The organism is Alkalihalobacterium sp. TH-98 (assembly GCF_057473385.1).
On record NZ_JBYCKM010000032.1, the window covers coordinates 17,251 to 32,173 of the forward strand.

At 37.2% G+C, this 14,923-nt stretch carries 13 protein-coding genes; 11 read left to right on the forward strand and 2 right to left on the reverse strand.

Annotation, left to right across the window (positions count from 1 at the left end; genetic code table 11):
- Positions 1-250 precede the first annotated feature (250 nt).
- Entirely contained in the window at positions 251-673 is a 423-nt protein-coding gene (locus AC2VNP_RS11885) for a YslB family protein (protein WP_486917532.1), read from the reverse strand.
- Between the two features lie 134 nt (positions 674-807).
- Here AC2VNP_RS11885 and AC2VNP_RS11890 point away from each other — a divergent pair, with 134 nt between their 5' ends.
- From AC2VNP_RS11890 to AC2VNP_RS11915, 6 genes are all read left to right on the forward strand, one after another.
- The gene (locus AC2VNP_RS11890; protein ID WP_486917533.1) at positions 808-2,154 is read left to right on the forward strand and encodes a TrkH family potassium uptake protein; all 1,347 of its coding nucleotides are present in this window, start codon (positions 808-810) and stop codon (positions 2,152-2,154) included.
- Positions 2,155-2,767: 613 nt separating this feature from the next.
- Positions 2,768-3,397, forward strand: a complete 630-nt coding sequence (locus AC2VNP_RS11895) for a succinate dehydrogenase cytochrome b558 subunit (RefSeq protein ID WP_275117016.1) — start codon at positions 2,768-2,770, stop codon at positions 3,395-3,397.
- Positions 3,398-3,410: 13 nt separating this feature from the next.
- Positions 3,411-5,180, forward strand: coding sequence for a succinate dehydrogenase flavoprotein subunit (sdhA, locus tag AC2VNP_RS11900; RefSeq protein WP_486917534.1), 1,770 nt, complete (start codon positions 3,411-3,413; stop codon positions 5,178-5,180).
- The gene (sdhB, locus tag AC2VNP_RS11905) at positions 5,177-5,932 is read left to right on the forward strand and encodes a succinate dehydrogenase iron-sulfur subunit (protein WP_486917535.1); all 756 of its coding nucleotides are present in this window, start codon (positions 5,177-5,179) and stop codon (positions 5,930-5,932) included. The genes sdhA and sdhB overlap by 4 nt, the downstream gene beginning before the upstream one ends.
- Before the next feature lie 166 nt (positions 5,933-6,098).
- A complete protein-coding gene (locus AC2VNP_RS11910) occupies positions 6,099-6,566 on the forward strand; it encodes an acyl-CoA thioesterase (protein WP_486917536.1) in 468 nt (155 codons plus the stop codon).
- A gap of 162 nt (positions 6,567-6,728) precedes the next feature.
- Positions 6,729-6,953 carry a helix-turn-helix domain-containing protein gene (locus tag AC2VNP_RS11915; protein WP_216828860.1) on the forward strand — a complete coding sequence of 75 codons (225 nt, stop codon included), beginning with the start codon at positions 6,729-6,731 and terminating at the stop codon, positions 6,951-6,953.
- Positions 6,954-7,164: 211 nt separating this feature from the next.
- Here the strand turns inward: AC2VNP_RS11915 and ctaD are convergent, their stop codons facing one another.
- A complete protein-coding gene (ctaD, locus tag AC2VNP_RS11920) occupies positions 7,165-9,045 on the reverse strand; it encodes a cytochrome c oxidase subunit I (protein ID WP_486917537.1) in 1,881 nt (626 codons plus the stop codon).
- Positions 9,046-9,231: 186 nt separating this feature from the next.
- On the opposite strand from ctaD, the gene glcT reads away from it, so the two are divergent.
- The 5 genes from glcT to AC2VNP_RS11945 all read left to right on the forward strand — a co-directional run bounded on the left by glcT (position 9,232) and on the right by AC2VNP_RS11945 (position 14,893).
- Positions 9,232-10,071 carry a glucose PTS transporter transcription antiterminator GlcT gene (gene glcT / locus AC2VNP_RS11925; protein ID WP_486917538.1) on the forward strand — a complete coding sequence of 280 codons (840 nt, stop codon included), beginning with the start codon at positions 9,232-9,234 and terminating at the stop codon, positions 10,069-10,071.
- 237 nt (positions 10,072-10,308) lie between these two features.
- On the forward strand, positions 10,309-12,279 hold the full coding sequence (gene ptsG / locus AC2VNP_RS11930) for a glucose-specific PTS transporter subunit IIBC (protein ID WP_486917539.1): 1,971 nt from the start codon (positions 10,309-10,311) through the stop codon (positions 12,277-12,279).
- A 29-nt stretch (positions 12,280-12,308) separates the two neighbouring features.
- On the forward strand, positions 12,309-12,572 hold the full coding sequence (locus AC2VNP_RS11935; RefSeq protein WP_275117023.1) for a phosphocarrier protein HPr: 264 nt from the start codon (positions 12,309-12,311) through the stop codon (positions 12,570-12,572).
- Positions 12,572-14,290, forward strand: a complete 1,719-nt coding sequence (gene ptsP, locus AC2VNP_RS11940; RefSeq protein WP_486917540.1) for a phosphoenolpyruvate--protein phosphotransferase — start codon at positions 12,572-12,574, stop codon at positions 14,288-14,290. Before AC2VNP_RS11935 ends, ptsP begins: the two co-directional genes overlap by 1 nt.
- Positions 14,291-14,437: 147 nt before the next feature.
- Entirely contained in the window at positions 14,438-14,893 is a 456-nt protein-coding gene (locus AC2VNP_RS11945) for a MarR family winged helix-turn-helix transcriptional regulator (RefSeq protein WP_275117026.1), read from the forward strand.
- The last annotated feature ends 30 nt before the right edge of the window (positions 14,894-14,923 follow it).

Below are 14,923 nucleotides of genomic sequence, written 5' to 3' on the forward strand. Positions count from 1 at the left end.
GATATTTCCCGGACTCATAGGCCCTTATCTAATCAAAATCACTGATACATATCACAAATATTAGTAAATAAGGGCTTCTGAGTCCTCTAAACAAAAAAATACTACACTTTCAACAGGAATAAGGGCCTGTGAGTCCGCTAAATTAAATTTCAAAGCGCTGCATACAAAACACTGCATTCAAAAACGCTACACTCGAAACAATTTAAAGGCTCAACTTTGAAACGACGCCAAAAGGGCCGCTACCCCTTTCCTATATAGGGTCCTTTAAGTCCCATTTTAATGTTATGAGTGCCTTATCTTTTTTTTCTTGAACAATCGCTTCTGTGATATGTTTCTTTTGACTTTCGATTTGTTCCGCTAAAAAGCCTGCTTCTAATTGATAAGTAACAGGAACTCTCTCCAGATGAAAAGGGGAAACAAGTTCTAAAATGAGTTCATCCTTTTTTTCTTTAATGAGAATTATGCTTCCCCAACCAATGGTAGAGAAGAACTCAATAACATCGTCCATATTTTCTTTTGGATATTGTCTTGCAATATTTTTCCCAGCCCAATATAAGATATTTTCGTGATCTTTGCCCAACAAATCAGACATGAGAACATTTCGAATTAAATGGTGTCCAAATAGAGGAATCGCCTGTTCGCTCTTTTGTAAAGTTTGCTCGGTTTTCTTCATCTATGTAACTCCTCTCTTATCATTTATTATAATCACACATTTTGTTTTTCTCTATGTTCAATTTGTTGGATTTTAAATTTACTTTATAAAATTAATGTTGTATACTAAACCGCGAACGAAGCGGAGGTAAATTTATGAAATTAGCGCTTAATCAGTTTCTAACACCTTTTCGAATTATCTTATTATCGTATGTTATTGCAATGATGCTGTTCAGCATCCTTTTGTATCTTCCTATATCTCATCAGGAAGGTGTATCTCTTAAATTTTCCGAGGCACTGTTCACATCTGTTAGCGCTGTTAGTGTAACAGGGTTAACCGTCGTCAATGTTTCAGAAACGTACAGTTATATCGGAATTTTTTTCTTAGCGCTAGCGATCCAATTAGGTGGAATAGGGATCATGACGTTAGGAACATTCGTATGGATGTTATTTGGGAGAAAAATTATCTTATCCCAGCGTATGCTCATCATGGTCGATCAAAATCAAAATACATTCTCGGGTCTTGTAAGTTTAATGAGAGGGATCCTATTTGTAGCTTTAATCATTGAGTTAATCGGTGCCCTTATTCTTGGTACATATTATATACGATACTTTGACACGGTTGGGGAAGCGTATTATCAAGGAGCGTTTGCAGCACTAAGTGCATTTACAAATGCTGGTTTCGATATTACAGGTCAATCTTTAATTCCTTTTGCGAATGACTATTATGTTCAGCTTGTAACGATTTTATTAATTTTCGCAGGGGCTATTGGGTTCCCGGTCTTGTTAGAAGTAAAAGAATACTTTTCAAAAGAAAATCCAAACTTCAAATTTAGTTTATTTACGAAAATCACGACAACAACCTATTTTGCGGTGTTTATTGTTGGTGTTATAGGCATTTGGCTGCTTGAGTTAGGTCATTTTTATGAAGGGCTCGCATGGCATCAACAATTATTTTATTCTTTATTTAACTCAGCAACATCACGTAGTGGTGGTCTAGCGACAATGGATGTATCAGAATTAAGTATCGCCACGCTCTTATTTATTTCCGGTCTAATGATTATAGGAGCAAGTCCTTCTTCTGTAGGCGGTGGAATTCGGACGACGACTCTTGCCGTTATGTTCTTGACGATTTGGAGCTTTGCTTTAGGTAAATCAGATGTAAAGGTATTTGGGAGAGAAATTCATCCTGAAGACCGTCAAAAAGCTTTCATTGTGCTAAGTGTTTTTATACTGTTATTGTTTAGCGCAGTTATTCTAATCTCAGCATTTGAAGGTGGTAAAGTCCCATTAATGGCAATTATTTTTGAAACAGCCTCTGCGTTCGGTACGTGCGGTTTATCGATGGGAATAACCGCTGACTTAAATCTTGCCAGTCAATTTATTCTAATGATTTTAATGTTTATCGGTAGGGTAGGTTTAGTAGCGTTCTTATTTTCTATCCGTCGAAAGGAAACTAAAAGTCATTATAAATATCCAACTGAGCGGATTATTATCGGTTAATAGAATGGGGTTATTATTTTACAACTGAATAGTTTACGTTGTATAGAAGTAGGAAGAAATTGAGAGCCAGGCATTGCTTGGCTCTTTTTTGGGTTGTTTTCTATAAGTTTTGTTGTGTGAACTGCGCATATTGCCTGTTTTTTAGCTAGCTGAAAGTACAGCATTAGCGTAGTGACGGTTCAACTGCAAAATAAAGAGAAACAAAAAAGTTTCCTTAACTTAGTAGGTTATGAAATTTAAGACTATTTTCATATTTTTCATTACAATTCACGCAAAATATGAGAAAATATTAAAAGAAACACCTATAATAGTTAATGGAACGATGTGTATTTTCTACTAAATAATTCATTTATATTATATATTCTAGTTAAACTAGGGTTAAATTTGAATTTTTTGAATATATCCTGTATACGTTTTCTTGACGATATAAGTCGATGGGAGTAAAATGAATTTGTCGCAATATATTCACAGAAACTTTATTAAAGTTTCATATTTTATCTTATTAATGCTTTACGAAAACAGGATAGGGAGGTACAGCATTATAAGCGAAAAGAAAAGAGATAACTAGAGAACAAGTGCTAAAAGTCAAAAAAATTTGTGGGGGGACATTTGTATGGCTGGAAATCGAGAGTTTATGAATCGGAAGCTACACTCGTTATTGGGTGTCATTCCAGTTGGATTATTCTTAGTTCAACACTTAGTTATTAACCATTTTGCTACTAGAGGTGCTAGTGCTTTCAACGAAGTAGCACACTTCATGGAAAATCTTCCATTTCGTTATTTTTTAGAGATTTTCTTAATCTTTATCCCATTACTTTATCATGCAATTTATGGACTTTATATTGCTTTTCAAGCTAGAAATAATGTAAATAATTACGGATTTTTCCGTAACTGGATGTTTGTTTTACAACGTTGGACGGGGGTCATTACGTTAGTCTTCGTTGTATGGCATGTTTACGAAACTCGTATTCAAGCAGCGTTTGGCGCTGAAGTTAATTATAATATGATGGCGGATATCTTAAGTAGTCCGTTTATGCTAGTGTTCTACTTTGTTGGTGTTATCGCTACAATCTTCCATTTTGCCAATGGATTATGGTCATTTGCTGTTTCTTGGGGTATTACAGTTACTCCACGTTCGCAAGTTATCTCTACTTACGTAACTATCGGTATTTTTGTAGCCCTTACTTGGGTAGGTGTTCGTGCAATTTTAGCATTTATTAATCCAGAACTAGCAAACATTTAAGGAGTGAGCGATTATGAGTAAAGGAAGAGTTATTGTTGTCGGTGGTGGATTAGCCGGATTAATGGCAACTATTAAAGCTGCAGAAGCAGGCGTACCAGTCGATTTATTTTCATTAGTTCCAGTTAAACGTTCTCACTCAGTATGTGCGCAAGGTGGAATTAATGGTGCTGTAAATACAAAGGGTGAAGGTGACTCACCTTGGGAACACTTTGATGATACAGTTTACGGAGGAGACTTCTTAGCAAACCAACCTCCAGTAAAAGCGATGTGTGAAGCGGCTCCTGGAATTATTCACTTAATGGACCGTATGGGTGTAATGTTTAACCGTACACCAGAAGGATTACTAGATTTCCGTCGTTTTGGTGGTACTCAGCATCACCGTACAGCGTTCTCAGGTGCAACGACTGGACAACAGTTATTATATGCACTAGATGAGCAAGTACGTCGTTGGGAAGTTGCTGGTCTTGTAACAAAATATGAAGGCTGGGAATTCTTATCTGCTATTAAGGATGACGAAGGCGTCTGTCGCGGGATTACTGCACAAGACTTAAAGACGATGGAAATCCATCACTTTGCAGCTGATGCAGTAATCATGGCTACTGGTGGTCCTGGTATTATCTTTGGTAAATCTACTAACTCAGTTATTAACACTGGATATGCTGCTGCTTCTTTATATGAGCAAGGCGTATATTATGCAAATGGTGAGTTTATTCAAATCCACCCAACAGCAATCCCTGGTGATGACAAACTTCGATTAATGAGTGAGTCAGCACGTGGAGAAGGTGGACGTGTTTGGACATATAAAGATGGTAAACCTTGGTATTTCCTAGAAGAGAAATATCCAGCATACGGTAACCTAGTACCACGTGATATCGCAACACGTGAAATCTTCGATGTTTGTGTTGAGCAAAAACTAGGTATTAACGGCGAAAACATGGTTTATTTAGATCTTTCTCATAAAGATCCAAAGGAACTTGATATTAAACTTGGTGGGATCATCGAGATTTATGAAAAGTTCATGGGTGATGACCCTCGTAAAGTACCAATGAAAATTTTCCCTGCGGTTCACTATTCAATGGGTGGTATGTGGGTGGATTACAACCAAATGACAAATATCCCGGGTCTATTTGCAGCGGGTGAGTGTGATTATTCACAACATGGTGCCAACCGTTTAGGTGCTAACTCATTACTATCAGCAATTTATGGCGGTATGGTTGCAGGTCCTAATGCAGTTGAGTATATCAAAGGCTTAGAAAAGTCTGCTGATGCAGTTTCTTCAAGCGTATTCGAAGATGAGAAGAAGAAAGAACAAGAGCGTTACGATAACATTCTAAAAATGGATGGTAAAGAAAACGCGTATGTTCTTCATAAAGAGCTTGGTGAGTGGATGACTGATAACGTAACAGTTGTTCGTACCAATGAAAAGCTATTAAAAACAGATGAGAAAATCCAAGAATTAATGGAACGTTACAATAACATTAATATTGTTGATACAGCGAAGTGGAGTAACCAAGGTGCTTCATTTACACGTCAATTAAAAGGTATGTTAAACCTAGCTCGTGTTATTACACTAGGTGCTTACAACCGTAACGAAAGTCGTGGAGCGCACTATAAACCTGAGTTCCCAGAGCGTAATGACGAAGAATTCATGAAAACAACAATGGCTAAATACAATGCTTCTACTGGTAACCCTGAATTCCATTACGAAGATATTGACGTTTCTTTAATTCCACCACGTAAACGTGACTATACGTCGAAAAAACAAGGAGCTGCTAAATCATGAGTGAAAACAAAAATATAAAATTTATTGTAACTCGTCAAGAAGATCCTAACAGCGCCCCTTATAAAGAGGAATTTGAAGTTCCATATCGTCCAAATATGAACGTGATTTCGGCTCTTATGGAAATTCGTCGTAATCCAGTAAATTCAAAAGGGGAAAATACGACACCAGTAAACTGGGAAATGAACTGCTTAGAAGAAGTTTGTGGAGCATGTTCAATGGTCATCAACGGAAAGCCGCGCCAATCGTGTACAGCTCTTGTTGATCAACTAGAACAACCGATTCGTGTTGAGCCGATGAAAACATTCCCTGTCGTTCGTGACTTAGTGATTGATCGTAGTCGTATGTTCGATTCACTTAAAAAAGTAAAAGCATGGATTCCAATCGATGGAACGTACGATTTAGGTCCTGGACCACGTATGCCAGAAACAAAACGTCAATGGGCGTATGAACTTTCAAAATGTATGACTTGTGGTGTATGTTTAGAGTCTTGTCCGAATGTCAACAGCAAATCAGATTTCATCGGACCTGCACCATTATCTCAAGTTCGATTATTCAATGCTCACCCAACAGGGGAGATGAACAAAGAAGAGCGTTTAGAAACAATTATGGGAGATGGCGGACTTGCTAACTGCGGTAACTCACAAAACTGTGTTCAGTCTTGTCCTAAAGGTATTCCATTAACAACTTCTATTGCAGCTCTTAATCGCTCAACAACGATCCAATCATTCAAAAACTTCTTCGGAAGCTATTAATAACACCAAGAAGGCTCTCCTTACCTACAGGAGAGCCTTTTTTTATGTATCATCTTATGTTTGTTACTTTGTGTTTTTGCATAATTATGCTAAAATTCCTTATAGCAGAAAAATAAAGATATATTAAAAAAATAAAAAGGTTAAATAGAAAGTTGAGGTAAATCAAATGGCAAGTATTCCTTATATTGAAAATATCAAAGAGTGGGAACAAACATTTTCATACTACTGTCCTATTAAAGTTCGTTTCTCTGAGACAGATGCCTTCGGTCATTTAAACAATACAAGAGTGTTTGTTTATTTTGAAGAAGCAAGAATAGAATATTTTAAATCATTAGGTTTAATGAGTGAATGGATGAAAAAAGAAAATGATTGTATTATCGTCACCGCGGATCTTCAATGTAATTATATTAAACAAGTATTTTTTGATGAACAATTAAAGGTTTACGTCACAGCTCATCATATTGGAAACACTTCAGTTGATTTGCATTATATGGTTAAGAATGAAAAAGATGATATCTGTATTACGGGAAGAGGTAGAATTGTTCAAATTTCCAAACAAACTGGAAAACCTGTGGAATGGACAGACCAAATGATTGAAAAAATGAAGTCGGCTCGAAAAAAAATAGAGGTTTAATAACAATTTAAGCTTATATTGAATTCACAAGGTCAATGTACAGTACATATAATATTTTGACTAAATACCTTCTGTAAGAGTCTACCTGAACCTAATCGCGTTTGGATTTCTCTTATTTGAAGCCTCTTTGGTGTACAGCCTGAGCAAGAAGGGGTGAATTCATTGAAAGGAGCAGAATACGGACCAAAACCTTTACTTACAAAAAGGGAACGAGAAGTATTTGAGCTATTGGTTCAAGACAAAACGACGAAAGAAATTGCTCAGCAGCTTTTCATTAGTGAAAAGACAGTTCGCAATCACATTTCAAACACGATGCAGAAGCTTGGGGTTAAGGGGCGCTCCCAGGCAGTGATCGAGTTAGTACGACTAGGTGAACTTGAGATTTAATTGAAATGAAGCTGACTCTTAAGTGTCATAGCTACTCAATATATAGCCTGCTTAAAGAGCAGGCTATATTGCTATAGAGCTAAAGCTAATAATTAGACACTTGCTCGAGTCAGCTTCTTTATTTTACAGGGAATATTAGTTTTTACCGTTGTTCCCTGTACCGTAATGGATACACAACCCTCACTTTTTGTGTAGGAAGTGGGGGTAAATATTAACCCATTTCTTCTTCTTTAATTTCTTCTTTAGGGATATAGAACCCGTGGTCCTCTTTAACCGATCGAACGATCATTGCACCGAAAGTTAGAACAGAGCCTAAGGCAACAACTAGGTATGGGTTAACCCAAGGGTTATTCATATTGATCATAATAAATCCAAACCCCATGAAAAATAATCCGACAGACATAATGAACGGCAGTATTGAACCATTTGGCATATGAATGTCTTGCAAAGGTTCAGCAGGCTTCATCTTTCCGTTGCCATGTACTTTCTCATAGAATAAAGGATCTAATGAACGGACTTGCGGTGTTTGCGCAAAGTTATATTCTGGCACCGGGTTTGGAGTGGACCATTCAAGTGTTCTTCCATCCCACGGATCACCGTTACTAATACGCTCTCCTTTATAAGCAGAATAAATGATATTAATGACTAATATGATCACCCCTGTTGACATAAAGAATGTACCAATCGTACTAATATAATTCATGCCGTCCCACCCTTGGTCACCGAGAAAAGTATATACACGGCGAGGCATTCCAATTAATCCAAGTATGTGCTGGATAAAGAAGGTTAAGTGAAAACCTATATAAAAAATCCAAAACATTAATTTCCCTAATGTTTCATTTAAACGATGTCCAAACATTTTCGGATACCAATAGAACAGACCTGCAAATAGACCTAAAACGATACCTCCAACAATTATGTAGTGGAAGTGAGCAACGACAAAATAACTGTCGTGATATAACAGTGTAACAGGAGCCATTGCGACCATGACACCCGTAACCCCACCAAGTACAAACGTCGGGACAAATGAAGAAGCAAACAACATGGCTGTATTAAATGTAATTTTGCCGCCCCACATCGTAAATAACCAGTTAAATATTTTAACCCCAGTTGGTACCGCAATAAGCATCGTTGATATTGCAAAAATCGAATTTGCAATAGGTCCCATCCCTACTGTAAACATATGGTGTGCCCAAACCATAAATCCCAAAAATGCAATTAGAATTGTAGCAAAAACCATCGTAGTATAACCGAATAAACGCTTTCTTGAAAAGGCGGGTATAACTTCTGATATTATTCCAAATGCAGGAAGTACGAGAATATATACTTCTGGATGTCCAAAAATCCAGAAGATATGCTGCCAAATGACAACATTCCCGCCCATATCTGGCATGAAAAATTGAGCACCGAATAGACGGTCTAACATCAGTAAAAGTAAACCGGCAGCTAATGGTGTAAATGCAAATAAAATTAAAGTTGAAATAACGAAGATAGTCCAAACAAATAAAGGCATACGCATTAATGTCATTCCAGGAGCGCGCATGTTAATGATTGTAACTAAGAAGTTAATGGCAGAAACTAGTGTTCCTATACCACTCACTTGCAAGCCAAGTACATAAAAATCTAGTCCCAATCCAGCATAATCCCTTCCCGATAACGGAACGTAAGCTGTCCAACCAGCATCAGGGCCGCCACCAAAAAACCAAGTTAGACTCATCAAAGTAGCCCCAGATAAGAAAACCCAGAATCCTAATGCATTTACAAAAGGGAATGCAACATCTCGCGCCCCAATTTGAAGAGGAACGATAAAATTTGCAAATCCTAAAATAATAGGAGTTACTGCAATAAATAACATTAATGTCCCATGCATCGTTAAGATTTCATTGTACGTTTGCCCGCTCATAAATAAACTTTCTGGGTACATCAGCTGTATACGAATGAGTAAGGCCATAATGCCTGCTTTCACAAAAAATAATGTCCCGGCAATTAAGTACATGACCCCGATTTTTTTGTGATCAACCGTTGTCAGCCAATCCCAGACGACACTTTTCTTTTTTCTATTTGTTTCTACTTTGGCAGTACCTAGTTCCACTGAAAATCCTCCTTTTTAACCTGAAACTAATAATAAAAGACACAAATAATGTAATAAACGGAATAAAATACTATCACGCTAAAATTTTCCTTTCTATTTTGTCTCACTTTTAGAAACGTTATACTTGAAAAAATAGATGTAGCAGATTACGATGACTTACGAAGCTATTTAGAAAGGAAAAGCCAAATGAGGGGAACGTACACGATAAAAAAAGTTTTAAACAATAATGTAGTCATAGCGCTTAATGCAATTAATGAAGAAATGATAATCATCGGGAAAGGTCTTGGATTTGGAAAAAAACAAGGGGACCTGATTGACCATCAAAATATCGATCAACTTTTTCAACTTGTGAATGAACAACAACAAGAAGAATATAAACAACTGTTATTGCAAATTGACGAATCCATTATAGAAACAATCAATGATGCGATCGTTTTAATAAGCAAAAAGCTAGATCAAAAGTTAAATGAGCGTATTCATATCGCGTTAACTGACCATATTGCATTTGCTATTCGAAGACTTGAACAAGGAATTGTCATTACAAACCCTTTTCTAAATGAAACGAAGTCAATGTACCCAGTTGAATTTCAAATTGCAGAACAAGTAATCAACTTGATTAATGAACAATTAGAGATTTCATTGCCAAAAGACGAAATTGGTTTTGTTACGTTGCATATTCATAGTGCGTTAGAGAATAAGCCTTTATCCGAAATAAAAGATGATGCAATGCTTTTAAAAAAATTAATAGATCTCATAGAAACAGGTTTAAAAGTACAGATAGAGAAGAATTCTCTTCAATACTCGCGGCTTGTAATTCATCTTCGTCACGTCCTAGATCGTGTGCTTCATCAGGAAACGGTAGAATTAAATGAAAAATTTGTGACACTATTGAAGCAAGAGTATCCACTATGCTATAATCTTGCTTGGAAGTTGATTAAGATCATTCAAACTCATTATCAATTACCAGTTGCAGATGCGGAAGCAGTATACTTAGCGATGCATTTGCAAAGGCTTACCCAAAAATAAATAGTTTTAACACACTCTATTTACGTGTTACTGATACGATCAGGCATGAGTAAAAGAAGTGTATATGAAGTAGAACTTGGGCAATCTATCCGTAGGATTCCCCTGGCTCGCTCGTATGCTTTCTTTTATTCATGTCTTTTTTGTTTTTACATAGAAGAATGAGTTGGATCAGTGAAAACGATTACTTTAGGTGTGGATGATCTCAAACAACTAGATACGACATAAAGGAGTGAGAGTATGTTCAAAAAAGCATTTGGAACGTTACAGCGTGTTGGTCGAGCACTAATGACACCTGTATCCGTACTACCTGCAGCCGGTTTATTACTGGGGCTGGGACATGAAAATGTTTTAAACATTCCAATCATGGCCGAGGCAGGTGGCGTCATTTTTGGTAATTTAGCACTTTTATTTGCAGTTGGGGTTGCCATTGGATTAGCAGATGGTGATGGTGTTGCAGGATTAGCGGCTGTTATCGGTTATCTTGTTATGAATACTACATTAGGTATAATGGCTGGCTACTACGGTGCCGAAACAGTCACAGTACTTGGAATTGAGACACTACAAACAGGTGTCTTCGGTGGTATTATAATGGGTCTTGTAGCTGCAACTCTTTATAAACGATTTTATAATATAGAGTTGCCACCGTTTTTAGGATTTTTTGCCGGTAAACGATTTGTTCCGATAATTACAGCAGCTACAGCTGTTTTATTAGGTATCGCTTTTGTATTCATTTGGCCGCCAATTCAAGGGGTAATTGATTGGTTCTCCCATTTAGCGACGGAAACAGGAACAACGGCTGCAGCTTTTGTATTTGGCTTTACGCAAAGAGCTCTGATCCCATTCGGTTTACACCATATCTTTTATCAACCGTTTTGGTTCGAGTTTGGAACGTTTACAACTGCTGCAGGAGATGTTGTTAGAGGAGATATGACTCGCTTTTTTGCAGGAGATCCTACAGCAGGAACATTTATGGCAGGTTTATTCCCGTTTATGTTGTTTGGTCTTCCAGCTGCAGCATTAGCGATATATCACGAAGCAAGACCAGAGCGAAAGAAAGCAGTCGCAGGTATTATGGCATCAGCCGCTTTGACGAGCTTTTTGACCGGTATTACAGAACCGATTGAGTTTGCATTTCTATTTGTTGCACCGGTCCTATTTTTAATCCACTGTGTGTTTGCAGGTTTTTCATTCGTTATTATGGACTTGCTAGGTGTTAAAGCAGGATTTACATTCTCTGGTGGATTTATTGATTATGTTCTTTATTGGGGATTATCAACAAATTCTTGGATGATCATTCCAGTGGGGATTGGATTTGCATTCATATACTATTTCGGGTTCCGTTTTGCAATACGAAAGTGGAACTTAAGAACGCCAGGACGAGAACCAGAGGAACAAGTAAGCGAAACACCTTCAAAAGGAAAAAAATCAGAGTTAGCTAAAAATGTATTACTTGCTCTAGGTGGGAAGAATAATATTACAGCTTTAGATGCTTGTATTACTAGGCTTCGGGTTTCGGTAAAAGACCGTGCAGAAGTAGATAGCTCCCAACTAAAAAAATTAGGGGCTTCAGGTGTCCTTGAAATGGGTAATAATATACAAGCGATCTTTGGAACACAATCTGACGCGTTAAAAGGACAGATTAAAGATTTGATTGATGGTAAAGAAGTGATGCAGGACATAGATGATCAAGAAGTTGATGAAACGAAGGTCATCCCTCAATCAAACAGTGAGTCTGCAGACCAAGTAGATAAATTACAGGTGGCTGCACCTATAAAAGGAAAGCTGTTACCTATTACAGAAGTTCCTGATAAAGTGTTTGCAGAAAAGATGATGGGAGATGGCTTTGCGATCGAACCAACTGAAGGACTCGTTGTCTCACCTGTATCCGGAAAAATTATTAATGTTTTCCCAACAAAGCATGCCGTTGGAATTTTAGCTCATAGCGGGCATGAAATTTTAATTCACATAGGTATCGATACTGTTCAAATGAATGGTGAAGGCTTTGAGGTATTCGTTTCAGAAGGTGATGAAATTGAACAAGGTCAAAAACTGGTCACAATGGATTTAGCCTTAATCGAACAAAAAGCCTCATCAACGATTACACCGATTGTATTCACCAATTTAAAAGAAAACGAAATAATCAGACTGCAAGAAAAAGCAGCAGTTGAACTAGGAGAAACTGGATTAGTTTCCATTGAAAATAAATAAATTATATTTTAAAGAAAGAGGTAGATCTCATGGTAGAAAAAACATTTAAAATTACAGCAGAAACAGGAATTCATGCAAGACCAGCAACTCAACTAGTAAATAAAGCAGGACAATTTTCTTCAGATATTAACTTAGAATATAAAGGGAAGTCAGTAAACTTAAAGTCCATTATGGGTGTAATGTCTCTAGGCGTTGGACAAGGAGCAGAAGTAACAATTAAAGCAGAAGGTTCAGATGAAAATGATGCATTACAAGCATTAGAGGCTGTAATCAAGGAAGGGTTAGGAGAATAATGAAACAAATTTCAGGGATAGCTGCGTCAGCTGGAATTGCAATAGCAACCGCATATATATTGGAAGAGCCTGACTATTCCTTTGAGAAATTAACAGATACTGACCCTGCAGCTGAAAAAGAACGACTTGAAACTGCGCTAGGGAAAGCGAAGGCCGATCTAGCTCAGATTAAAGAAAAAGCAGAAGTTGATCTAGGAGAAGAAGAAGCAGCGATTTTCGCTGCTCACCTTCTTGTGTTAAGTGATCCAGAATTCATTGGCGGTATGCAAGCTCATATTGATAATGAAAAAGTGAATGCAGAAAGTGCCGTCCATGACGTTTCGCAAACATTTATTTCAATGTTTGAATCGATGGATAATGAATATATGAAAGAACGTGCAGCTGATATCCGAGATGTTTCCAAGCGAGTGTTAGGTTACTTACTTGGGATCCAAATGAAATCGTTAGCTGCGATTGATGAGGAAACGATCATTATTGCAAAAGACTTAACACCGTCAGATACAGCGCAATTGAATCCGAAATTTGTTAAAGGGTTTGCTGCTGATATCGGTGGACGTACATCTCATTCAGCAATCATGGCTCGATCGATGGAAATACCTGCAATTGTAGGAACAAAAGAGGCAACATCTTCTATCCAAAATGGTGATACTATTATTATTGATGGACTAGAAGGTGTCGTTATCGTTCAACCAGATAATGAAACAATGCAAGCTTATGAACAGAAGAAAGAATCGTATGAGCAACAAAAATTAGAGTGGGCTAAACTTGTCAATGAAGCAACGAAAACAGTTGATGGACATCATGTGGAATTAGCAGCTAATATCGGTACACCAGACGATCTTACAGGCGTAATTAATAATGGTGCTGAAGGAATCGGCTTATATCGAACTGAGTTTCTTTATATGGGACGAGACCAATTGCCAACAGAAGAAGAACAGTTTAATGCCTACAAAACGGTATTAGAAAGAATGGAAGGCAAGCCTGTCGTTATTCGTACTCTTGATATCGGCGGAGATAAAGAACTTCCATACTTAGAACTTCCTAAAGAAATGAATCCATTCCTTGGTTTCCGTGCGATCAGACTATGCTTAGAGCATCAGGACATATTCCGTACGCAACTTCGTGCATTACTTCGAGCAAGTACATCTGGGAACTTAAAAATTATGTTTCCGATGATTGCTGCGCTTGAAGAATTACGACAAGCGAAAGCGATCTTAGAGGAAGAAAAACAAAATCTTCTAAATGAAGGTCAACAAGTATCTGACTCTATTGAAGTAGGGATGATGGTAGAAATCCCTTCAACAGCTGTCATTGCTGATCTCTTTGCTAAAGAAGTTGATTTCTTCAGTGTAGGGACTAATGACTTAATTCAATACACGATGGCAGCAGACCGAATGAATGAACAAGTTTCTTACTTATATCAACCATATCACCCTGCAATCCTCCGTCTCGTAAACATGGTGATTGAAGCGGCTCACAAGGAAGGAAAGTGGGCAGGTATGTGTGGTGAAATGGCTGGAGACGAAATTGCAATTCCAATTCTTTTAGGATTAGGGCTTGATGAATTTAGTATGAGTGCAACATCTGTTTTACCAGCAAGAAGTCAAATGGCTAAATTATCTAAGCAAGAATTAGAAAGTTTCGCAAAAGAAATGCTAATGAAAAATACATCAGAAGAAGTCCAGGAATCAGTTAAGAATAGGTTTGGCAGTCTATAATAGTTCGAAGAAGAGTTGTCTTTTGACAACTCTTCTTCACATTTCCTTACGTTTTTCTATTGCAATTCTATAGGAAAACAGGGAAAATAAACAAGATAATATAAAAAAAATACCTAGTATATATAGAATTCACGAGCAGGAGGGAAGATGATGGCAGAATTTGAACAAGTAGAACATATTGAAAAGTCATTAAGAAAAATAGCACAAATCATTAAACAAAAGGGTCGTGTAATCCTTAATCAGTTTCCGATCACGCCACCTCAATTCGTTGCCTTACAATGGTTAAATGAATTAGGTGATATGACGATCGGTGATCTATCGAATAAAATGCACTTAGCCTGTAGTACAACAACAGATCTTGTCGATCGTATGGAAAAGAATGAATTAGTAGAACGAGTGAAAGATTTAAAAGATCGCAGAGTTGTTCGGATTCATTTATTAGAAAAAGGTGAAACGATTATCCAAGAAGTAATTAAGAAACGACAGGATTATTTAAAAGATATTCTTCAAAACTTCTCGGATGAGGATATTGCATTTCTAGAAAAGAACTTACATGTCCTTCATGAAGAAATGGAATCTTCAGCAAAAGAACTTAACAGCTAATGAAAAAAGAAGATAGAAATTGAGGGAGAA